At 45.2% G+C, this 22,046-nt stretch carries 21 protein-coding genes and 1 pseudogene; 20 read left to right on the forward strand and 2 right to left on the reverse strand.

Annotated elements, in window-relative coordinates; translation table 11 throughout:
* From infB to dut, 10 genes are all read left to right on the forward strand, one after another.
* On the forward strand, positions 1-1,933 hold a 1,933-nt coding region (gene infB, locus HMPREF0083_RS11550; protein ID WP_021621541.1), incomplete at its 5' end, for a translation initiation factor IF-2.
* Between the two features lie 40 nt (positions 1,934-1,973).
* Complete coding sequence (gene rbfA / locus HMPREF0083_RS11555) at positions 1,974-2,333, forward strand: 30S ribosome-binding factor RbfA (protein ID WP_040302436.1); 360 nt, start codon at positions 1,974-1,976, stop codon at positions 2,331-2,333.
* Entirely contained in the window at positions 2,330-3,328 is a 999-nt protein-coding gene (locus HMPREF0083_RS11560) for a DHH family phosphoesterase (protein WP_021621543.1), read from the forward strand. Before rbfA ends, HMPREF0083_RS11560 begins: the two co-directional genes overlap by 4 nt.
* Positions 3,325-4,260 carry a tRNA pseudouridine(55) synthase TruB gene (gene truB, locus HMPREF0083_RS11565; protein ID WP_021621544.1) on the forward strand — a complete coding sequence of 312 codons (936 nt, stop codon included), beginning with the start codon at positions 3,325-3,327 and terminating at the stop codon, positions 4,258-4,260. The genes HMPREF0083_RS11560 and truB overlap by 4 nt, the downstream gene beginning before the upstream one ends.
* Entirely contained in the window at positions 4,261-5,205 is a 945-nt protein-coding gene (locus HMPREF0083_RS11570) for a bifunctional riboflavin kinase/FAD synthetase (RefSeq protein WP_021621545.1), read from the forward strand.
* 128 nt (positions 5,206-5,333) lie between these two features.
* Positions 5,334-5,603, forward strand: coding sequence for a 30S ribosomal protein S15 (rpsO, locus tag HMPREF0083_RS11575; RefSeq protein WP_021621546.1), 270 nt, complete (start codon positions 5,334-5,336; stop codon positions 5,601-5,603).
* Between the two features lie 183 nt (positions 5,604-5,786).
* Positions 5,787-7,913 (forward strand): polyribonucleotide nucleotidyltransferase, encoded by a 2,127-nt coding sequence (pnp, locus tag HMPREF0083_RS11580; protein ID WP_021621548.1) that lies wholly within the window; start codon positions 5,787-5,789, stop codon positions 7,911-7,913.
* A 115-nt stretch (positions 7,914-8,028) separates the two neighbouring features.
* Positions 8,029-8,979, forward strand: coding sequence for a polysaccharide deacetylase family protein (locus HMPREF0083_RS11585; RefSeq protein ID WP_040302437.1), 951 nt, complete (start codon positions 8,029-8,031; stop codon positions 8,977-8,979).
* Positions 8,980-9,050: 71 nt separating this feature from the next.
* Positions 9,051-10,313 carry a M16 family metallopeptidase gene (locus HMPREF0083_RS11590; RefSeq protein ID WP_021621551.1) on the forward strand — a complete coding sequence of 421 codons (1,263 nt, stop codon included), beginning with the start codon at positions 9,051-9,053 and terminating at the stop codon, positions 10,311-10,313.
* A complete protein-coding gene (dut, locus tag HMPREF0083_RS11595; protein WP_021621552.1) occupies positions 10,300-10,749 on the forward strand; it encodes a dUTP diphosphatase in 450 nt (149 codons plus the stop codon). Before HMPREF0083_RS11590 ends, dut begins: the two co-directional genes overlap by 14 nt.
* Before the next feature lie 60 nt (positions 10,750-10,809).
* Here the strand turns inward: dut and HMPREF0083_RS11600 are convergent, their stop codons facing one another.
* A complete protein-coding gene (locus tag HMPREF0083_RS11600) occupies positions 10,810-11,502 on the reverse strand; it encodes a metallophosphoesterase family protein (protein WP_021621553.1) in 693 nt (230 codons plus the stop codon).
* A gap of 141 nt (positions 11,503-11,643) precedes the next feature.
* On the opposite strand from HMPREF0083_RS11600, the gene HMPREF0083_RS11605 reads away from it, so the two are divergent.
* The 7 genes from HMPREF0083_RS11605 (at position 11,644) to HMPREF0083_RS11635 (ending at position 18,722) form a co-directional block, all read left to right on the forward strand.
* A complete protein-coding gene (locus HMPREF0083_RS11605; RefSeq protein WP_021621554.1) occupies positions 11,644-11,895 on the forward strand; it encodes a YlmC/YmxH family sporulation protein in 252 nt (83 codons plus the stop codon).
* 158 nt (positions 11,896-12,053) lie between these two features.
* Positions 12,054-12,947, forward strand: a complete 894-nt coding sequence (dpsA, locus tag HMPREF0083_RS11610) for a dipicolinate synthase subunit DpsA (protein ID WP_021621555.1) — start codon at positions 12,054-12,056, stop codon at positions 12,945-12,947.
* A 1-nt stretch (position 12,948) separates the two neighbouring features.
* Complete coding sequence (locus tag HMPREF0083_RS11615) at positions 12,949-13,548, forward strand: dipicolinate synthase subunit B (RefSeq protein ID WP_021621556.1); 600 nt, start codon at positions 12,949-12,951, stop codon at positions 13,546-13,548.
* Positions 13,549-13,626: 78 nt separating this feature from the next.
* The gene (locus HMPREF0083_RS11620) at positions 13,627-14,679 is read left to right on the forward strand and encodes an aspartate-semialdehyde dehydrogenase (RefSeq protein WP_040302438.1); all 1,053 of its coding nucleotides are present in this window, start codon (positions 13,627-13,629) and stop codon (positions 14,677-14,679) included.
* Positions 14,680-14,701: 22 nt separating this feature from the next.
* Positions 14,702-15,928, forward strand: a complete 1,227-nt coding sequence (dapG, locus tag HMPREF0083_RS11625) for an aspartate kinase (protein ID WP_021621558.1) — start codon at positions 14,702-14,704, stop codon at positions 15,926-15,928.
* A gap of 11 nt (positions 15,929-15,939) precedes the next feature.
* Entirely contained in the window at positions 15,940-16,809 is an 870-nt protein-coding gene (gene dapA, locus HMPREF0083_RS11630) for a 4-hydroxy-tetrahydrodipicolinate synthase (protein WP_040302439.1), read from the forward strand.
* 248 nt (positions 16,810-17,057) lie between these two features.
* A complete protein-coding gene (locus HMPREF0083_RS11635; RefSeq protein ID WP_021621560.1) occupies positions 17,058-18,722 on the forward strand; it encodes a ribonuclease J in 1,665 nt (554 codons plus the stop codon).
* Positions 18,723-18,842: 120 nt separating this feature from the next.
* On the opposite strand, the gene HMPREF0083_RS11640 is transcribed toward HMPREF0083_RS11635, so the two are convergent.
* Positions 18,843-19,166 (reverse strand): site-specific integrase, encoded by a 324-nt coding sequence (locus HMPREF0083_RS11640; protein WP_262360674.1) that lies wholly within the window; start codon positions 19,164-19,166, stop codon positions 18,843-18,845.
* A 344-nt stretch (positions 19,167-19,510) separates the two neighbouring features.
* On the opposite strand from HMPREF0083_RS11640, the gene HMPREF0083_RS11645 reads away from it, so the two are divergent.
* The 3 genes and pseudogenes from HMPREF0083_RS11645 (at position 19,511) to HMPREF0083_RS11655 (ending at position 21,799) form a co-directional block, all read left to right on the forward strand.
* On the forward strand, positions 19,511-20,032 hold the full coding sequence (locus HMPREF0083_RS11645; RefSeq protein ID WP_040302441.1) for a DUF1643 domain-containing protein: 522 nt from the start codon (positions 19,511-19,513) through the stop codon (positions 20,030-20,032).
* A 223-nt stretch (positions 20,033-20,255) separates the two neighbouring features.
* Positions 20,256-20,951, forward strand: coding sequence for a hypothetical protein (locus HMPREF0083_RS11650; protein WP_021621565.1), 696 nt, complete (start codon positions 20,256-20,258; stop codon positions 20,949-20,951).
* Positions 20,952-21,414: 463 nt separating this feature from the next.
* Positions 21,415-21,799 (forward strand): annotated as a pseudogene (locus HMPREF0083_RS11655) (ArpU family phage packaging/lysis transcriptional regulator).
* Positions 21,800-22,046 lie beyond the last annotated feature (247 nt).

The following is a 22,046-nucleotide window of genomic DNA, read 5'->3' on the forward strand; positions in this document are numbered from 1 at the left end:
AGGCAGCAAACCACAGGGTCAAGGCAGCAAACCATCACGGGATAATCAGAGCCGAGGTAGAGGGGCTCAGAAACCAAACAATCGCTCCAATCGTTTTGATGATAAAAAGAAATCAGCCGAGATGAACAAAGGAATAAAGCGCCCGCATAATAAGCAACAACAGCAACCTAGACCGGAAGTGAAAGTGGATAAAATTACAATCTCGGGTCCGATGACTGTAGCTGAACTTGGCAAAAAAATGAAAAAGCAGCCTTCCGAAATCATCAAGAAATTGTTTGGTCTTGGTGTAATGGCTACGATTAATCAGGAGCTTGAAGTAGATACGATTCACCTTATCGCTGCCGATTATGAAATTGAAGTTGAAGAAAAAATCGAGCTTGACTATAGCGATTTTGAAAATATTGAGGAAATTGATGAGCCGGATACACTCGAGGAACGTCCGCCGGTTGTCACCATCATGGGTCACGTAGACCACGGAAAAACGACGTTACTTGATGCGATTCGGGAAACGAACGTGACTTCTACAGAAGCGGGCGGTATCACCCAACATATCGGTGCGTATCAAGTAGTAAGACATAGCAAGAAAATAACTTTCCTTGATACACCAGGCCACGCCGCATTTACAACGATGCGTGCCCGTGGTGCGCAAGTAACCGATATCGCGATTATTGTCGTAGCGGCAGACGATGGTGTGATGCCACAAACAGTTGAGGCGATTAACCATGCCAAAGCGGCCAAGGTACCAATTATCGTGGCGGTTAATAAAATGGATAAACCTTCAGCTAATCCGGATCGGGTGAAGCAGGAATTGACGGAACATGGCCTTGTACCCGAGGATTGGGGTGGCGACACGATTTTCGTGCATGTGTCCGCGTTGAAGCGGGAAGGTCTTGATGACATTCTTGAGATGATTTTGCTTGTGGCGGAAGTGCAAGAATTGAAGGCAAACCCGAATAAACGTGCACGTGGAACAGTTATTGAAGCGGAACTTGATCGAGGACGTGGACCGGTTGCTACGATTCTTGTGCAGCATGGTACATTAAAAATTGGCGATCCTATCGTTGTTGGTACAGCATTCGGCCGCATTCGTGCAATGGTTAACGATAAAGGTCGCCGTATTAAGGAAGCTCCGCCGTCCACACCAGTTGAAATCACCGGATTGAATGATGTTCCGCAGGCGGGCGATCAGTTTATGGTATTTGAAGACGAGAAGATGGCACGTCAAGTAGGTGAACGCCGTTCATCTAGCCGTCGTGAGAAAGAGCTTCGTGCTTCTGCCCGTGTATCGCTTGACGACTTGTTTAACCAGATTAAAGAAGGCGAAATGAAAGACATCAACGTCATTATCAAAGGGGACGTACAGGGCTCTGTAGAAGCGCTGCGCGGTTCGCTTGAGAAAATCGATGTTGAAGGCGTGCGTGTGCAGATTATTCATACCGGTGTCGGTGCAATTACCGAATCTGATGTCATTCTTGCCTCTGCATCAAATGCGATCATTATCGGGTTTAATGTTCGTCCAGAACCGAACGCTCGCGTAACAGCAGAAGCAGAGAAGGTGGACATTCGTCTGCACCGTATCATTTACAAGGTCATGGAAGAAATTGAAGCGGCAATGAAAGGTATGCTTGAACCGGTATACGAAGAGAAAGTTATCGGTCAGGCTGAAGTGCGTCAGACGTTCAAGGTATCTCGTGTAGGCACGATTGCAGGATGCTATATCACGGATGGTAAAATTCAGCGTGATGCAGGTATTCGCGTCATTCGCGAAGGTATCGTCATTTATGAAGGAAAAATCGATGCGCTCAAACGTTTTAAAGATGATGCCCGTGAAGTAGCTCAAGGCTATGAATGTGGTATTACAGTAGAGAAATATAACGATATTAAAGAAGGAGACGTCCTCGAAGCGTTTATTATGGAGGAAGTCGCACAGTAATTCTGAACGTTCAGGTTCAGTCAGAATGAGGTGGATCGATATGGGCAACATTCGCACCAATCGTGTAGGCGAACAGATTAAAAAAGAACTCAGCCAAATCATTCAGCGGGAGATTAAGGACCCTCGTATCGGGTTCGTTACCGTAACCGGAGTAGAAGTATCCGGTGACCTTTCGCAGGCAAAAGTATTTATTAGTGTACTCGGCGGTGAAGAACAGCGGGGGGATACACTTAAAGCACTTGAAAAGGCGAAAGGGTTCATGCGCACAGAAATCGGCCGACGCGTTCGTCTGCGTCACACGCCTGATTTGCTGTTTAAGTTTGATGAATCCGTAGAATATGGCAGTCGTATCGAATCGCTGCTGACGAAGATTAAAGAAGAAGAGGAAGAGAAGGAATGAGTTCGTATAAGGTATCCCTGGAAGCTGCAGCGCGATTCCTGAACGAACATGAGCACTTTCTTGTTGTAAACCATGTTAATCCCGATGGGGATGCCACTGGTTCTTTGCTGGCGATGGGGTGGATTCTGCGTCGATTAGGCAAGCAGGTCACACTTGTTAATGAAGGAGAAACCCCTGCTAAATTTATGTTCTTGCCTGGAGCGGATGAGATTATTAATGCTTCCGTTCAGGCGGAACATCATACATATGATGCGATAATTACTTGCGATTGTGCCGATTTTGCCCGTATCGGGGAGGTAAAGGCGTGGTTCGCACCGAATTGTGCATTGCTAAATATCGACCATCATCCAACGAATGACTTGTTCGGCACGGTCAACCTAGTTCGGACAGATGCGGCGGCTACAGCGGAAGTTATCTTTGATTTAACTCGTCATATACAGCTTGCGCCAGGGAAAGAATTAGCGACTTGTCTGTATACGGGATTATTAACGGATACCGGTGGATTTCGCTATTCTAATACGACATCACATGTCATGGCAGCCGCATCTGAGTTGCTTAGCTGTGGAGTAGAGCCGGGAAGTATTGCGGAACGAGTATTGGAATCAATTACAAAAGCACATATAAGCCTGTTGCAGCGTTCCCTGCAGACGTTGCAGCTTACCGATGATGATAAAGCAGCATATCTTACTGTCACGCTCTCGGATTTAGCGACGACAGGTGCTAGCAGTGAGGATACTGAAGGAATCGTAAACTACGGTCGCAATATCGATGGAGTAGAAGTCGGTGTATTATTTAAGGAAGTAGCGGAAAATACAGTAAAGGTAAGCTTTCGTTCACGAAGTGAAGTAGATGTTGCATCTATCGCCAAATCGTTTGGTGGAGGTGGTCACGTACGTGCCGCTGGGTGTACTGTAGCTGCGCCACTTATGGAAGCGAAGCGTATCGTCATACAAAAGGTCAGCGAAGCTTTGAGAGAGTGTGGCGATAGGTCATGAGTGGACTATCCGGTATTATCCCGCTTTATAAGCAGGCAGGCATGACTTCACATGACTGTGTGATGAAAGTACGGCGTATTGTGCGTACGAAAAAAGTAGGACATACAGGTACACTGGATCCAGATGTGACAGGTGTGCTTCCTATTTGTATTGGACCTGCTACCAAAGTAGCTGATTATTTGCATGAAGCACCGAAAGTATATCGGGCGACTATGGTGATAGGCGCTGCTACTGATACGCAGGATGCAAGCGGAAAGGTTATCGAGAACAAGACCGTCGAACCGGCATTGAGTGAGGTACAGGTGCGTGAAACGATGGAGAAATTTCTTGGTGAGATTGAACAGCTACCTCCGATGTATTCTGCAGTGAAGGTGAGTGGCAAGCGGCTGCATGAACTGGCGCGGCAAGGTAAAACAGTGGAGCGGAAGCTTCGCTCTGCAACCATTTACAAAATCGATATTGAGGACATGCATCTTACGGTGGAGAAGCCAAGCATTACGTTCACGGTTGCATGTTCTAAAGGTACGTATGTGCGGACGCTGTGTGTGGATATCGGTGCAGCGCTTGGATATCCTGCTCATATGTCTTATTTGCAGCGAATTAAGAGTGGGCCATTTACACTCGAACAATGCGTTACACTGGAACAGATGGAAAAAGCTGCACGCGAAGACGGGCTGCAACATCTTCTGTATCCGCTCGATGTCGGGCTGTCACAGTATCCAGCTGTAACCGTACCGGAAGGCCGGGTAAAGGCAATGCGCAATGGGCTAAGCCAACGCCATCGCAAGCCGAATGATTGGCAAATTGGAGATAAAATTCGCTTATATAGCCCAGGTGGAGCTTTTCTTGCATTGCATGAAGTGGTATATATAGATAAAGAGAATGGTGTCGAATCCAAACCTGTAAGAGTGTTTCCGGAGGGGGAGGCATAAATGGAAATTCAACGTTTGCATTATCCGCTACCGCCCGATTTTAAAGGGGAGCCATGTGTGCTTGCCCTGGGCTATTTTGACGGCGTCCATGCTGGACATCGCCGCGTGATTCAAAAAGCGATCGATACGGCAAAGTCCTTAGGAATGAAGTCTGCCGTCATGACATTCGATCCGCATCCGCGCGAGGTGCTTGGTCAGAGCGGTTATACCCAGTATCTGACGCCTGTAGACGAGAAGCTCGAACAACTGAAGACAATGGGGGTAGATGTTGCTTACGTTGTCCATTTTAACATTTCGTTTGCCGCCATTTATCCAGAGGATTTTATTGATGAATTTCTTATCCAGCTTTCTGCAAAGCATGTAGTGGTTGGATTCGATTACACATTCGGACACAGGGGCAAAGGTACGGTATTCACTTTGAAAGAACATTCACATGGGCGTTATAGTGTCGATGTGATAGCGCCTGTAAACCGGTTTGGTGAGAAAATTAGCAGTACTCTTATTCGTGAATATTTGTACAGCGGTAAGATTAAAGAGGCGACGCAATTCCTCGGCCGTCCATATTGTGTACGAGGCACGGTAGTCCATGGTGAAAAACGAGGGCGCACCATCGGATTTCCGACGGCAAATCTGCGTTTATCCGCTCCTTATATCGTGCCACGGAACGGGGTATATGGTGTGCGGGCTAAACTGGAAGGCAAAGTGTATGATGGAGTAATGAACGTAGGCATTAAGCCCACATTTGAGAATGAACGTAAAGAAAAGTCGCTTGAGGTTCATTTGTTCGATTTCATGGGCGATATTTATGATAAAGCAATGGAAATACAATTTTTGTTCTTTATTAGAGAGGAGCAGAAATTTGCCGGGGTAGATGCCCTGATTGCACAAATTAACTCAGATGTGGCGACTGCGAAAGAGCAGTTCGCCAAGCTGTCCATTGTATAAAGCGGGACTTTACTCCATATGCTAACTGTGATATAGTATATTTTGTTAGGTAAACAACCATGGCTTGGAAGTTCGAGTCACCAACGGATTTCTAGGGCATTGGGGATTTTAATGAGGAGGTGAATAGGATGGCTCTGACACAAGAACGCAAGCAGCAACTGATCGGAGAGTATCGCACTCATGAGTCCGACACTGGATCTCCAGAAGTGCAAATTGCTATCCTTACTGAGAAAATTAACTACTTGAACGATCATCTTCGTACGCACAAAAAAGACCATCATTCCCGTCGTGGACTGTTGAAAATGGTTGGTCAACGCCGCAACCTGCTGGCTTATCTGAAAGACAAAGATGTTACTCGTTACCGTGAGTTAATCAACAAATTAGGCTTACGCCGATAAGAGAAAGCGGGGATTCCCCGCTTTTTTCGTGTCTATTGCATTGGATAAATTCGAATATGGACATTTGTTTATTGCTGTCTTTTTGTTTTTAGCAAGTTTTTTTTTATTTCCTTTCATTGCAGGAAATAATAGAAGAATGACGAAATATTTTTTGTTGAGCACGAGAGGAGGCATTATCTTTTTATGGATGAAGTAAAAGTATATGAGTTTGAGCTTGCCGGGCGGAAAATGTCGATCGAATACGGCAAATTAGCCAAGCAAGCCAATGCCGCCGTAATGGTGCGCTATGGAGATTCTGCGGTGCTTAGTGCGGTAACCGCATCCAAGAAACCTTCTCACCTCGATTTTTTCCCGTTAACAGTAAACTATGAAGAAAAACTGTATGCTGTCGGTAAAATTCCGGGTGGTTTCATTAAACGGGAAGGGCGTCCGAGCGAGAAGGCAACGCTGACAAGCCGCGTGATTGACCGCCCGATTCGTCCGTTGTTCCCGGAAGGATTCCGCAATGAAGTACAAATCGTTAATACGGTCATGTCTGTAGATCAGGATTGTTCGACGGAAGTTGCGGCAATTATCGGTACATCCGCGGCGCTAAGCATTTCCGATGTGCCGTTTAACGGACCGATTGGTGGCGTGATTATCGGCCGGGTCGATGGAGAGTTCATCGTGAACCCAACTGTGGAACAGCTGGAGAAAAGCGATGTAAATCTAACCGTAGCTGGTACATATGATGCCATTAACATGGTTGAAGCCGGTGCTGATGAGGTGCCGGAAGAAGTCATGCTGGAAGCGATTATGCGCGGTCATGAAGAAATCCGCAAAATCGTGGAACAGATCCGGATGATCGCGTCCGAGGTAGGCAAAGAAAAGATGGAAGTAGAGCTTGTTTCCTTTGATGAGGAAATAGAAACGGCTGTGAAAGAATATGCGGAAGCGCGTCTAATAGAAGCGGTTCGTATCGAAGAGAAACAAGCGCGCTATGCTGCGATTGATGCTATTAATGAAGAGACGCTGGAGCATTTTGCAGAAACGTATCCAGAACAGGAAGTGGCAATAAACGAAATCCTGCACGATATTGTGAAGAAAGAAGTGCGCCGTCTCATTACGCATGACAAAGTGCGGCCGGACGGGCGTAGACTTGACGAAATTCGTCCGATTTCCTGCGAGATCGATCTGTTGCCACGTACGCACGGTTCCGGCTTGTTTACGCGTGGACAAACCCAGGTGCTCAGCGTATGTACGCTTGGTGCGCTTGGTGATGTGCAGATTCTTGACGGTCTTGGCCTTGAAGAATCAAAGCGTTTTATGCATCATTATAATTTCCCTCCATACAGTGTAGGCGAGGCCCGTCCGCTGCGTGCACCGGGGCGTCGGGAAATTGGACACGGAGCACTTGGAGAGCGTGCGCTTGAGCCGGTTATTCCGGGTGAAGATGTATTCCCATACACGATTCGTCTCGTATCCGAAGTGCTTGAATCGAACGGATCAAGTTCTCAGGCAAGTATTTGCGCGAGCACGCTTGCAATGATGCAGGCAGGTGTACCGATTAAGGCGCCGGTAGCTGGTATTGCCATGGGTCTTGTTAAAGACGGTGAGCATATGACGATTTTGAGCGACATCCAAGGTATGGAGGACCACCTCGGCGATATGGACTTTAAAGTAGCAGGTACGCGTAAAGGTGTAACTGCGCTACAGATGGATATCAAAATCGAAGGCATCAACCGTCAGGTTCTTGAACAAGCGTTAAATCAGGCTCGTGAAGGACGTCTGTTCATTCTTGCTAAAATGGAAGAAGCTATTCAAGAGCCTCGTCAAGAACTTTCACGGTTTGCGCCAAAGATTACGATTATGCGTATCAATCCGGACAAAATTCGCGATGTTATCGGACCAAGCGGCCGTGTAATCAACAAAATTATCGAAGAGACTGGCGTAAAAATCGACATTGAACAGGATGGTCGCGTTTATATTGCTTCACCTGATGACGATGCGAATAGAAGGGCAAAACAAATTATTGAAGATATTGTGCGTGAAGTTGAAGTCGGACAAGTCTACAACGGTACAGTTAAGCGTATCGAGAAATTCGGCGCTTTTGTAGAACTGTTCGCAGGTAAAGAGGGGCTTGTTCATATCTCCCAGCTTGCGGAAGAACGTGTAGGTAAGGTTGAGGACGTAGTATCCGTCGGCGATAAGCTGGAAGTGAAGGTGACTGAGATCGACAATCAGGGTCGTGTCAATCTTTCACACAAGGTACTGCTGAAGGAAAGAAAGCAACAGGAAAAAGCGGCTGAAGCTAAAAGTAATAATCAGTAAGAAGGAAGATAGCGACACGAGACACTAGGTCCGTCGCTATTTTTTTATGTATGCTTGTTCCCTTTTCCGCATAGGATTGTACAAACCTATTTGTGCGCGGGAGTGATGAAAAAAGATGAACCGTTTGCTAGCTTCGCTATGCTTTTTTTTTCTTTTATATACTGTCATGACATCAGAGTCGGTGGATTTGTATATTGCATCGAAGAAAACGGCTCAAGCTACTCTGGCGAATCAAGCAGTGCAGTGGGAAGAAAAATTGAAGGAGTTGGCCCGTACAAAAAACATCGCACCTGTGAATGCACGTATTGATCCGATTTGGAAAGGGATTCCGGGTTATAATGGACTTCAGATTGATGAGGAAAAAACAATAAAGCGTATGCAACAGGCCGGAAAGTGGGATGAATCACTTATCGTTTTTCGAGAGGTGAAGCCAGCCGTTCATATTGATCAATTAGAATCATCGCCTATTTATCGAGGGAATCCAGAAAAGCCGATGATTTCCGTTATGATTAATGTTGCATGGGGCAATGAATATCTACCCTCTATTCTAAAAACACTCGAAAAAGAAAAAGTAAAAGCAACCTTTTTTTTTGATGGCAGTTGGACGAAAAAATATCCGGATGAAGCAAAGAAAATCAAAGAAGCTGGCCATGAAATCGGCAGTCATGCGTATTCACATCCGAATATGAGCCAGCTTTCACTGACCCGTATGGAGCAAGAGATTACAAAAACGAATGCCGTCATTACTCAGGCAACTGGAGTGACTCCTACCTTATTCGCTCCGCCATCTGGTGATTTTGATCAGCGGGTTGTGGATATGGCTGCACGACACAAGCTAAAAACAATTTTATGGACGGCCGATACGATCGATTGGCGTAAACCTACACCGGAGCAATGGTTTCGTACGGTTGCCCCGAAAATTAACAATGGTGTACTTGTGCTGATGCACCCGACGGAATCGACCGATAAGGCGCTGCCTCGGCTCATCCAATACGCAAAAGAAAAGAAACTTGCGCTTGGTACGGTCAGTGAGACCCTTTCCACCCGTCGCGTGCCCTCCTATTGAGCGAATATCTTAAGTTTGCTATAGTAAAGAAATATGTGACATTTTTGTCGCCATAGAGGAGGAAAGCCGTAGTGATAGAAAAATACACGCTGGAAAATGGCGTGCGCGTCATTATTGAGAAAATCCCGACTGTCCGCTCCGTTGCGCTGGGCATTTGGATCGGCACAGGCTCAAAATATGAAAATATGGAACTGAACGGAATTTCCCATTTCATCGAGCATATGTTGTTCAAAGGTACAGCGACCCGTTCTGCTAAGCAAATAGCTGAAGCGTTTGATCAAATTGGCGGACACGTAAATGCATTCACCTCAAAAGAATATACGTGCTACTATGCACGTGTGCTTGATGAACATGCTGCGGGTGCGCTTAGTATTCTGTCCGATATGTATTTCAATTCTGTATTTGATGAACAGGAATTGCAGAAAGAGAAGAATGTTGTTATTGAAGAAATTCGCATGTATGATGATACGCCGGATGACCTTGTACACGATTTAATAGCTAAGGCATGCTATGAAACACATCCACTTGGCTACAGCATTCTTGGAACGGAAGACGTATTAAACAAAATTACCCGCGATAATATACAAAACTACATTGAATCGCGCTATACACCGGAGCAGACAGTAATTACAGTGGCGGGCAATGTGTCTGATACACTACTTGAAGAAATTACCCGTCATTTTTCTGGATACAAGCGAACGACACGGATACTTACGTCGGACGACAAGCCGGAATTTACAGCAGGAACAGTCTGGAAGAAAAAGGAGACAGAGCAGGCACATCTTTGCCTGTCATTCCCAGGCTACGATGTCGGTCATCCAAATATTTACTCACTTATTTTGATGAACAATATACTTGGTGGCAGTATGAGTTCACGCTTGTTCCAGGAAGTACGTGAAGAGCGCGGGCTGGCATACTCCGTGTACTCGTATCATTCCGCATTTAAAAATACAGGTACGTTTACACTGTATACCGGTACAGCTACCAAACAACTAGAAGAGGTGTACCGTGTCATGATGAATACGGTAGCCGAGTTGCGCGAAAAAGGCATCAGTGAAGATGAGTTAAAAAAGGGGAAGGAACAGCTCAAAGGCAGCTTGATGCTAAGCTTGGAGAGCACCAGCAGTCGTATGAGCCGCCTTGGTAAGAATGAACTCCTGCTTGCCCGTCATCTGGAGCTTGATGAGATTATCCAGCGTGTAGAGGCAGTTACTATAGAGAGCGTAAAAAACGTAGCAGAAGAAATTTTCAACAAGCCGGTGGCAACCGCGCTTGTCAGTCCGCTTGAGACGATTCCACAATATATGAGGAGCGATATTCTTGTACGACGTTAATGTAGAAATAACTGTTTTACCGGGAAATGAAGATATTGGCATGCCTCGGAAGATGACCGAACTGGCTAGCGGCTTTGATTTGTGTGCCGCTGTTCCCGCGCCAATTGTGCTACAGCCAGGGGAAAGAGCATTAATTCCGACTGGATTCGCCATGGCGATGCCAGCCAACCTGGAAGCCCAGGTACGTCCCCGCAGCGGTTTGGCATACAAGAAAGGTATTACGACGTTAAATGCACCTGGCACAATTGATGCAGATTACAGGGGGGAAGTAGGTGTCATCCTAATTAACCATGGTTTGGAGCCATTCACTGTGGAGCGAGGAGACAGAATCGCCCAGCTTGTATTCCAGTGGGTGCCGCGTGTACAGGTAACACAGGTTGCGTCGCTTGACGAGACAAAGCGTGGCAGCGGGGGATTCGGACATACTGGAGTGTAGTGTTTAAAGAGCGCGGGAAGCAAATTGCTTCTCGCGTTCTTTAATATGAAGAAAGACTGCTTATTGATGGATGGGTACGCTGTATGTTTCGTATCCATTGTCTGTAATAGAGAGACAGTTAAGCTGGCGGTTGTGGCCGGCTCCACCATCAATGCCGATTTTATCTTCGCTAAACCAGATATCGTCACGACCGTGCAGCTTGAAGCCTGGTGTATGGCCGAAGATAACGGTTTGGGTGAGACCGGTTGGATGAAGAAAAAACTTCTTGCGTATAGAGACCAGCTTCCGGCATGGCGTATCCTTCCAGTGAGGACGTGTTGGGTCAATCCCGGCATGTACGAAGATATGTGTTGGTGTTTCGTAATAGTAAGGCAAATTTTTTATCCATTCTACATGATGAGCATAAATATCCTGAATTTTTTTACGCAGTTTTTTTTCTCCGCTGTTCTCTATCGCCTCTCCAATGTAATCTTTCAGCGTTGGTAGCGCCCTGTATTCTTTCGTATATTCCGGAAGTTCTCCGTGCAGCCAGGCAAGCAACGCTTCTTCGTGATTTCCACGAATAGCAACAACATCTCCTTCACGTGATAATTCCATTACCTTATCCACTACTTGCCTGCCATATGGGCCCCCATCGATGAAGTCTCCCAGCAATATGAGCTGATCGGAAATCCGGTTGTACTGTATAGTATTGAGCAGACGACAAAACGCGTCATACTGCCCGTGGATATCTGAAATGCACAGTGTGCGCATTTTCCATCTCTCCTATGCATGATGTACTGAACATAAATATTACTTAATATTTGTCCCTGTTCTACTTATGAAAACGAAAAAACGAACGTATATATCTAGTATACCAAGCATGATGGATATTCCATACAAGGAGGCGGTCTAATGAGGTACAGTGAATTAGGAGGCAAAGAAATTATCGATTTAGATAATGGTGAGCGAATGGGGGTTGTCGGACAATCCGATATGATTATTGATCCATCTACAGGCAAGATCGAATCCATCATCCTTCCCACAGGTAGCCTGCTTAACATCGGACGCAAAAAAGAGGAGGTTATGATTCCATGGAAAGCGATTCGGAAAATTGGTAGCGAGATGATTATTGTTGAAATGAAGGAAAGAACAGCAAAGGATTAATAGAAAATGAATAGGCAGGCGGCTGTCACAATAGAGGCAGATACGGAATACGATGAGGATAGAAACGCAACGAATTCCGGGAAACCATAGCTGCAGCGGTTGTTTATGCTTTATCTTAACGAAGCTTTGCAGTAAAATGGTTTGAAAGGGGTTATCTTATGCTAACAGGAATTCATGCTGCCTTCATTGGTGGAGATGCCCGCCAGCTTGAAGTCATCAAGAAATTCATTGAATTGGACGCCGCGGTAACCCTCATCGGCTTTGATAATTGGGAGAGCAACTTCACCGGAGCGGTGAAGCGGCCGCTTTCTGCCGATGTCTTGCACGATGTGGACGCCTTGATTCTGCCGATTGTAGGTTCGGATGGCAAGGGATACGTCGAGAGTATTTTTTGCTCCAAACCTCTGCAATTAACAGAAGAAATTCTTGCCGCGCTGCCTGCTCACTGCTGTATTTATACCGGGATTGCCCGCAGTTTTTTAATGGGTATCGCTGCCAAGTATAGTCTTGGTCTTATGGAATTGATGGACCGTGACGATGTCGCCATCTATAACTCGATTCCCACGGTAGAGGGCGCGCTGATGATGGCTATCCAGAATACTGATTTTACGATCCATAGTTCGAAAAGCCTGGTTTTGGGATTGGGCCGGGTTGGTGTATCTATGGCGCGCGCGCTGCATGCGTTAGGTGCACATGTGCGCGTAGGCGCTCGTAAGTCGTCGGATCTGGCTCGCATTTTTGAGATGGGACTGACCCCGTTCCATATTGATGAGTTAAGCCAACAAGTCGATGACGCTGACTTAATCTTTAATACAGTTCCACATTGTATTATAACAGCTAAGATTATTGCGAATATGCAGCATCATGCACTAATTATTGATCTCGCCTCTAAGCCGGGTGGTACTGATTTCAGGTACGCGGAAAAGAGGGGAATTAAAGCGATCCTTGCTCCTGGTTTACCCGGAATCGTTGCACCGAAAACTGCGGGACAGATTATTGCGCGTACACTGTCGCGGCTCGTTTTCGAACAAACGGGAAACAGGAGGAATTAAAATGGATCTCAAGGGTAAGACGATCGGCTTTGGATTAACCGGCTCGCACTGCACATTCGAGGAAGTAATGCCAGAGATTCAGAGGCTAGTCGATGCAGGTGCTGAAGTGGTACCAGTCATTAGTCATACGGTGGCGACAACGGATACTCGTTTTGGCAATTCAAACGATTGGCAGGCACAACTACGGACCATTACTGGGAATGACATCATCGCCACAATTGTGGATGCCGAGCCGCTTGGTCCTAGCAAGCGGTTTGATGTGATGGTTATCGCGCCATGCACGGGTACATCGCTGAGTAAGCTGGCTAATGCAGTTACCGATAGTGCAGTCATGATGGCAACTAAAGCCACTTTGCGGAATCTGCATCCGGTGGTGCTTGCCATCTCCACTAACGACGGGCTGGGGCTTAATGCAGCGAACGTGGCAAAGGTGATGGCGACTAAGAATATTTATATGGTTCCTTATGGTCAGGATGCCCCGGACAAGAAGCCGAACTCCCTCGTTGCCCGGATGGAGCTTATCAAGGAGACATGTGAGGCAGCATTGGAAGGCAAACAGCTTCAGCCGATGCTGGTAGAGAAATTTCGCTATATGCAATAGCAATTTTTGCTATTTTCATAATAAAAAATATAGTCACATCGAAACACATATTCGGTGAGCGAAAAGGAGTGGGGAAAGATGGAGAACAACAAAGGATATCATGTAGCAGTCGTCGGCGCTACCGGCGCAGTAGGGGAACAAATATTGAAGATGCTGGAAATAAGGCAGTTCCCACTTGCATCGCTGAAAGTACTGGCTTCCGCCCGTTCAGCTGGCAAAACAGTACCGTTCAAAGGACAGGACATTGTAATCGAAGAAGCGACTCCTGAGGCGTTCGATGGTGTACAGATCGCTCTGTTTAGCGCGGGAGGTAGCGTAAGCAAAGCGCTCGCGCCGGAAGCAGCAAAACGTGGCGTGATTTGTGTCGATAACACAAGCGCATATCGCATGGATCCGAATGTACCGCTCGTTGTCCCGGAGGTAAATCCGGAAGCAATGGCTGAGCACAACGGTATTATTGCCAATCCGAACTGCTCTACCATTCAGATGGTGGCAGCGCTTCAGCCGCTGCGCGAAAAATATGGCATTGAGCGCATCATCGTCTCCACGTATCAGGCAGTATCCGGTGCAGGTGCCAGAGCAATTCAGGAACTAAAGGACCAAACAGAGGCGATTATTCATGGCAGCGAAGTGAAAAAAGAAGTACTGCCAGTCGGATCGCTTCCGAAGAAGCATCAAATTGCATTCAATGCCATTCCGCAAATTGATGTGTTCTTAGAAAACGGATTTACAAATGAAGAAATGAAGATGGTACGTGAAACAAAGAAAATTTTCTCCGATGAGACCATTGCCGTAGCCGCGACTTGCGTGCGTATTCCAGTTGTCAAAGGTCACTCGGAGTCAGTATATGTAGAATTCAAGAATGACTATGAACTGGCAGAAGTACGTACATTGCTTGAAAATGCACCGGGAATTGTCGTTCAGGATAATCCAGAAGAGCAGGAATATCCGCTTGCAACAGAAGCAGCCGACAAACTTGAGACTTTTGTTGGACGCTTGCGTCGTGATCTTGACAACCCAAGGGGCTTGCACATGTGGATCGTATCCGATAACCTGTTAAAGGGTGCGGCATGGAACGCCGTACAAATCGCTGAAGAACTTGTTAAACGCAATCTAATCAAAGAGTCTTAAGTTAAGGAGCCATGAGAGCAGCATGAGAATACTTGTGCAGAAATTCGGCGGTTCATCTTTGACGACCGCCGAAAAGAGAGAGCGTGCGGCTCACCACATTGTCAAAGCCCTAGAGCAAGGATACAGCGTGTGTGTTGTTGTATCTGCAATGGGGCGTAAAGGTGATCCGTATGCAACTGATACTTTGCTTGATTTAATTAGAGAGAATGGGGACGCGCTCGGCAAACGGGAAAAAGATATGCTCATGTCATGCGGAGAGGTTATCTCCGCTGCTACAATGGCAAGCATGTTGAACGCAAAAGGTTTTACCACGGCTGTATTGACAGGCGGTCAGGCTGGTATTTTGACGAATGATGATTATACGAATGCGCAAATTGCAACAATCAATCCGCAGCGCATTGTGCGTGAATTGGAACAGGGTAAAATTGTTATTGTTACTGGTTTCCAGGGCCGGACAACAGAGTGGGATACGACGACTCTAGGGCGTGGAGGCAGTGATACGTCGGCCACCGCCCTTGGTGTTGCGTTACAAGCTGAGATGGTTGATATTTTTACCGATGTGAATGGTATTATGACGGCGGACCCACGCATTGTAGAAGAAGCACGTTCGTTATCTACAATTACGTATACAGAGATTTGCAACATGGCATATCAGGGCGCGAAGGTTCTTCATCCGCGTGCAGTAGAGATCGCGATGCAGACGAACACACCGATTCGTGTGCGCTCTACATTCTCCGATGATGGCGGTACGCTAGTAACAAGCGTGGCAGAGGCAAACCGGGTGGCGGGCGAAGTGAATGATCGTCTGATTACCGGTATTGCCCATGTATCCAATGTGACGCAGATTAAAGTGATGGCCAAAGAGGGAGAATATGATCTGCAGATGCAGGTGTTCAAAGCGATGGCTGAGAATGAGATTAGTGTTGATTTTATCAATGTGAATCCACTCGGCGTTGCATATACGGTACATGATGAAGCAGTGGAAAAAGCGGTAAATATCCTTCATATTATGGGATATGAACCACTTCTAACACAACACTGTGCTAAAGTGTCGATTATCGGTGCGGGCATGGCCGGGGTTCCCGGTGTTATGGCGCGCATCGTTGAAACATTGACAAAAGAAGACATCCAAATTCTTCAATCGGCTGACTCTCATACGACCATATGGGTGCTGGTAAAGGAAGTGGATATGGTTCGTGCGGTCCGTGCCCTGCATAAAACGTTTGATCTTGATAAGGTGCAATTCTGAGGAGGATGACCGTGATGGATTTTGGACGATTGGTAACTGCAATGGTAACTCCATTCGATTCGCAGCTGCGTATCGATAAACGGAAAACCGAGGCGCTTACCGAGCATCTGATTGCTACCGGGTCTACCGCACTTGTTGTTGCGGGCACGACAGGGGAATCGCCGACATTAACTGGCGAAGAGAAGGTAGAGTTGCTCCGCTACATTGTAGAAATTGTGGATGGACGCATACCGGTCATTGCAGGTACTGGCAGCAACAACACTGACGCATCCATTGAACTAACGCAAAAAGCAGTGGAAATCGGCGTAGATGCCATCATGTTAGTTGTACCGTACTATAATAAGCCATCCCAAGAAGGGCTGTATCAGCATTTTCGAACAATTGCCGAAAGTACCAGGCTACCAGTAATGCTGTATAACATTCCGGGGCGTTCTGTCATTAATATGCAGCCCGAGACAACCGTTCGTCTAGCAAACGATGTGATGAACATTATCGCAATTAAAGAAGCGAACAGTGATACCAGTCAGATGTCTCATATAATCGAGCAAACACCGGATGATTTTGTATTGTATACTGGCGATGATGGCATGACGCTACCATGTATGTCAGTGGGCGGTAAAGGCGTGGTCAGTGTAGCAAGTCATGTTATCGGTCCAGAGATGGCGGAGATGATTCAGGCTTTTGTAGGTGGTGACATTGCAAAAGCAAGTGCATGGCATCGTAAGTTATTGCCGATATTCGAAGGACTGTTCATCACGGCTAACCCGGCACCGGTAAAGGCGGCACTTGCGCTGAAAGGAATAGATACAGGTGGCGTACGGCTCCCATTAGTTTCGCTTACCGAACAGGAGCATGAATATGTAAAAGGTTTATTTAGCTAACTATTTTGGGTAAGAATAGAGCAGGAAGGTATTTCCCTGCTCTTTTTCTTTTTTAGTGAACGTTGGAAAGTGATATAGCTATATTGTTACATAATAAATGATGTTCGCGGATATAGTAACAATTGATAGCACTTGTTTTTAACTTGGAGCATCATGTATAATATTAACAAGTGACTGGTTCGGTTTTTATAAAATAAATATTTGTTTGATCAAATGTAACTACAACTGAATATTTAGGAGGAATCAATTTGTCGAAACTTAACCAGAAAGCCTTGTCAATCTTCGCTTTGGGCGGCGTGGGCGAGATTGGCAAAAACATGTATGTAATCCAGTATGCGGATGACATCGTGGTAATCGATGCAGGCTTAAAATTCCCCGAGGAAGAAATGCTTGGCATTGATATTGTCATCCCGGACATTACGTACTTACAGGAGAACAAGGACAAAATCCGCGGTATCCTCATTACGCATGGTCACGAAGACCATATCGGAGCGCTCTCGTACGTGCTGCGCCACCTGAATGTTCCGGTATATGCAACGAAGCTGACGATCGGATTGATCGAGGTCAAGCTGAAGGAGGCAGGTCTTCTTGGAGAAGCCAAGCTCAATCTGATCGACAACAAATCTGAAGTCGAGCTTGGATGCTTTACCGCATCGTTCTTCAAGACAAATCATAGCATTCCGGATTCTGTCGGTGTGTGCCTTGATACACCAGAAGGCTGTATTGTGCACACGGGAGACTTTAAATTCGACCAGACGCCTGTCAATAATCAGATGTCGGACATGGCAAAAATGGCGAAAATCGGCGAGCGTGGTGTTTTGGCTCTGCTCTCGGACAGTACCAATGCGGAACGTCCCGGTTTTACCGGATCGGAACGCGAGGTTGGCCAAGCGATTAAAGAGCAGTTCCACAAATGCAAAGGACGTATTGTGGTTGCTACGTTTGCTTCCAATATTCATCGTATTCAACAGGTAATCGACGCGGCTGCACTGTATGATCGTAAAGTGACGGTTATTGGTCGTTCTATGGTGAATGTGGTGAATATCGCAATAGACCTTGGATACCTGAACGTTCCGGAAGGGATGTTGGTGGAGCCGGAAGAAATCAATAAGCTTCCTGCCGAACGTGTAGTCATTCTATCTACTGGTAGCCAAGGGGAGCCGATGTCAGCGCTGACGCGCATGGCACGCTCTGCACACCGTAAAGCCGATATTTTGCCTGGGGATACGGTACTTATCGCAGCTACACCAATCCCAGGTAATGAGAAGTATGTGGCGCGCACGGTCGATCAACTGTTCCGTATCGGCGCAGATGTAATATACGGCAGCAATATCCACGTATCCGGACACGGCAGCGCGGAAGAACTGAAACTTATGTTAAACCTAATGAAACCGAAGTATTTTATTCCTATCCACGGGGAATTTAGAATGCTTCGTCAACACGCCCTGCTTGCTGAACAATGCGGCGTCCAGCCGGAGAATATTTTCTTAATAGACAACGGAGATACTGTTGAGATTAGCGGGGGCAAAGCCCGCTACGGTCCGAAGGTGAATTCAGGCATCGTGCTTATCGACGGACTCGGTGTAGGCGATGTAGGTAACATCGTCCTGCGCGACAGGAAGCTATTGTCACAGGATGGTATTTTAGTTGTTGTAGTTACATTGAGCAAACAAAACGGAACGATTCTGTCAGGACCTGATATTATTTCACGCGGTTTTGTATATGTTCGCGAGTCGGAAGCATTACTCGAAGAAGCGAATCGCATTGTAGGCCAGACGCTGAATCGTTGCATGGAAGAGAATGTGAACGAATGGTCGTCACTTAAGACGAACGTGCGCGATGCGCTCGGACGCTTTCTGTATGAACAGACACGCCGTCGTCCAATGATTCTTCCAATTATCATGGAAGTATAATCAGACACTGAAAACAAGCAGCTGGAATCCCTTGATATATAAGGGGTTTCAGCTCTTTTTGATTTCTTGAAAATGTCATTTGCAAACATTTTGCAAACCTTTATTGCACTAAAGTGATTTTTAGCCCGGTTTTTTCTCTGATTTTTTCATAGCTACATCGAAATTTTGGGCTAAACTTTCTTGCATATTTAGAAGCACATGAGAGTAGGTGTTTAATGTGATGCTAATGTCTGCATGTCCTAATCGTTCGCTAACGACTTTTGGGTTTTCTCCAAGCTGCAATAAAAGAGTTGCATGTGTGTGACGTAAATCATGAGACCTAATTTTAGGCACGTCAGCAAACTTGCAAGCAATTTTAAAATCAGCATTGATGTCGGCAGGGTCAATCATCGAGCCGGTCCAATTTGCAACTACTAAGTCGTGCTCTTTATAAGCTGAACCCACACGTAGCTTTAGAGATATCAGCCAAAATAAGAGAAAAGCACAATGATGCTATGGGTGTCCCTATAAAAAAAGAGATGCACCAGCTATTTCATGAAATGTACGGGAAGAAAAATACAAGACCGGAAAACTTATTGGAATTTAAACTTCTTTATTTACGAGGCAAGCTTGATGACATAAAAAAATCCTCCTAGTTGGCGCTAGGAGGTACCTCTTGTTCTACATCTAATATGAATATTTTACCATCGAACAGGGGGAGTCGTCATGCAAATGTCGTTTTTGCCGAAAATTGACCGGAAGGTTACACAAAAAAGAGTCGAGGAAGCACTAGAGACGGGATATGCGAGTTGATTACAGGAGCAATAATTGACCCGACAGAACAATACCGATACTCTTTATGGAGAATTTGGGATGAATCTGCACCAAGAATGGCCTTTATGATGTTCAATCCAAGTACAGCAGATGAACAGTACGATGATCAAACTATCAAACGTTGTATTGGTTTTGCAAAGGGTTGGGGATTCGGCTCGTTAGAAGTAATAAACCTGTTTGCGTATCGTGCGACAGACCCGAAAGAGTTGAAGCAAGTAAATAATCCTGTTGGTCCGGATAATGATTCGCATATTTTAGAAGCTATTGAGCGTGTAGATAGGGTAGTGCTTGCCTGGGGAACAAACGGGGTGTACCAGAAAAGAAATGAAAAGGTACTTAGATTATTGTCAGGTTATGAGAATTTATATGCTTTAGAATTAACAAAAGCATCGCATCCCAAGCATCCTTTATTTGTTCGGGCTGATATTGCTCCTATTCATCTCCAAGTGTCTTTGTCACCAAGAGTAAAGCTGATAAAATCAGTGACGGTTTTTTGACGGCAAAATGAAGGAATTTTGAAAGGAAATTGACACGCAATTTGGCGATAGGGGGGGTATGATGATAGTGTCAGAAGATAAGCGAAGGGGCCGTTCCGAGGGAGCGGCCTTTTGTTATTTATTTATTTATTCCGTTTTATTCCAATTAAATATTTACATGTGTTGGTTTCATAGTTATTATATAAAAGTATTATTGTTCCTAAAAAGGAGGATATTATATTAAATGGGTAAAATAAGGGTAGGATTATGGGCAATTATTTTTACATTAATAATCGTGACGGGATGTGCCTCTACTGAAAGCTCACAGACATCTGTCGGTAGTCCAAATGAAACTACTGAAAGTCAGAAAAAGTCTGAAGAGGTTTGGCTCACAACCGAGGTAGTCACCAAGGATTCCAAGTATAGTTATAAAGTTCCGGAAGAGAGTAAGCCTATTTCAAAGGGATTTCTTAATGCGATGTCGACGGGAGCTAACAAAACAGGTGGGGGAGAATTTGTTGGAAAAGTAAATTTTACCTCCGGGTTTACTCTTAAAAAAGGAAGTAGATCCGAAATGCCTTTAGTAGTGTCCACAATTATTGAAAAGGATAGTGAAATTTTTAATTCTATCACTGAAATACTAAGCGACTTTCAAGCTTTGCAAAAAGAAAATTTAGTAGTTATTTGTGAAAATGATAAGGAATTAGTGGAAGCTATTCAGAAGCAACCTTATGACACTCTCATAATATCCAAGAACAAAAAAGCAGTACTTATTAAGGAAAGTTTCGAGATGGAAAAAGAGAAATGTGCTGGTTTGTTAGGTATATATTTAGGCGAAACCTCCGCTGCTTATCTTGTCTTTATGGAAAAAGAGAGCGACTTTAACAAACAGTTGCCACTGTTTGTTAAAGTTGGAGAAACGGTCACTTTTGCGAAATAAAGGATACCACGTCCTAAGCATGACGTAAAAAGGCTTTTTTATTTTGCCTTGGAGGTGGGTGGTGATGTGAGATGGCAAAAGGAAGATGGCAAGAGCTATGAATAGTTTCTTTTATCTAAAACTATATATTTGATCAAATATTGGAGGACACCACTTTTACTAAGTTTAAGCGAGGTTATATGCCACGTTACAGGTTTATTAGAGGGGTGTCCTTTTTTATTTGAAAAGAGGGATACAGAATGCGATTTGAGGACCTACTCACGCCAGATAAAAGAAGGAAGTTAAACAAGATGCGGCAGATGCCATAGAGGACGGAGCAGCCGGGGCCAGTAAAAGACAAGTTGCCTACGGTATATGTGCCAAGCAAACGTGAAAGAGAACGTGAGGAATTCGAGCGTCTAAGGCGTGGATCGGCCTATACACGCAGACGAGTAGCGCGCCATTCTTAAAGGGAGATTTATCTATGGGAGCAAAACAACTTTCATTTCTTGAAGAGGTAAACGAGAAAGATGTTCAGGATATTGTTATTGAGGAATTGAAAAATTACCGTGCTCTGAAGGTACAAATGGAAAATAAGAGAGAACGGGAAATGGCTGGTATTGTTGACTTGTTCCCGTCACTCCGACAAGCAGATAAAGAAAACGAGCTAAAGGTAAGGCAAATTGACCGTGCATTAGAAAACAGTTTAGATGTTACAGAGAGAATAATTGTCGAACAAAAGTATATTGATTCAAAAGAGTTAACAGATATGTACATTTATACAGAGTTGGGACTAAAGAAGGGGGAAATATTATGAAAAGAAACGTTTAGCTATATTTCGAATCGCTACAGCACTCGGAATTATCTAAGTGTTTTTCGCTTTATGCTTTTCAATTTATAGACTTTAACCCTAAATTGGAAATTTTCAGGTCGAAGGTGACAAAGATCGATCTCTAACCCGGTTAACTTTTCTTGTATTACCTCAAAAAAACGGCGGTTCCCAACCCTTATTAAACTAAAATAAAGTTATTTAGTACGTTTTTTAAAATCTTTTACTATCAATTCTACAATTAACGCAATTATTGTATTTGGCAATGAAAAAATGCATAAAACGGC

The organism is Aneurinibacillus aneurinilyticus ATCC 12856, from assembly GCF_000466385.1.
Lineage (GTDB): Bacteria > Bacillota > Bacilli > Aneurinibacillales > Aneurinibacillaceae > Aneurinibacillus > Aneurinibacillus aneurinilyticus.

Excerpts from the sequence above, each read along its gene's own strand:
- rbfA (WP_040302436.1), top strand. The coding sequence starts at position 1,974 with ATGGGCAACATTCGCACCAATCGTGTAGGCGAACAGATTAAAAAAGAA.
- HMPREF0083_RS11560 (WP_021621543.1), top strand. The coding sequence starts at position 2,330 with ATGAGTTCGTATAAGGTATCCCTGGAAGCTGCAGCGCGATTCCTGAAC.
- truB (WP_021621544.1), top strand. The coding sequence starts at position 3,325 with ATGAGTGGACTATCCGGTATTATCCCGCTTTATAAGCAGGCAGGCATG.
- HMPREF0083_RS11570 (WP_021621545.1), top strand. The coding sequence starts at position 4,261 with ATGGAAATTCAACGTTTGCATTATCCGCTACCGCCCGATTTTAAAGGG.
- rpsO (WP_021621546.1), top strand. The coding sequence starts at position 5,334 with ATGGCTCTGACACAAGAACGCAAGCAGCAACTGATCGGAGAGTATCGC.
- pnp (WP_021621548.1), top strand. The coding sequence starts at position 5,787 with ATGGATGAAGTAAAAGTATATGAGTTTGAGCTTGCCGGGCGGAAAATG.
- HMPREF0083_RS11585 (WP_040302437.1), top strand. The coding sequence starts at position 8,029 with ATGAACCGTTTGCTAGCTTCGCTATGCTTTTTTTTTCTTTTATATACT.
- HMPREF0083_RS11600 (WP_021621553.1), bottom strand. The coding sequence starts at position 11,502 with ATGCGCACACTGTGCATTTCAGATATCCACGGGCAGTATGACGCGTTT.
- HMPREF0083_RS11605 (WP_021621554.1), top strand. The coding sequence starts at position 11,644 with ATGAGGTACAGTGAATTAGGAGGCAAAGAAATTATCGATTTAGATAAT.
- dpsA (WP_021621555.1), top strand. The coding sequence starts at position 12,054 with ATGCTAACAGGAATTCATGCTGCCTTCATTGGTGGAGATGCCCGCCAG.
- HMPREF0083_RS11615 (WP_021621556.1), top strand. The coding sequence starts at position 12,949 with ATGGATCTCAAGGGTAAGACGATCGGCTTTGGATTAACCGGCTCGCAC.
- HMPREF0083_RS11620 (WP_040302438.1), top strand. The coding sequence starts at position 13,627 with ATGGAGAACAACAAAGGATATCATGTAGCAGTCGTCGGCGCTACCGGC.
- dapG (WP_021621558.1), top strand. The coding sequence starts at position 14,702 with ATGAGAATACTTGTGCAGAAATTCGGCGGTTCATCTTTGACGACCGCC.
- HMPREF0083_RS11650 (WP_021621565.1), top strand. The coding sequence starts at position 20,256 with ATGGGTAAAATAAGGGTAGGATTATGGGCAATTATTTTTACATTAATA.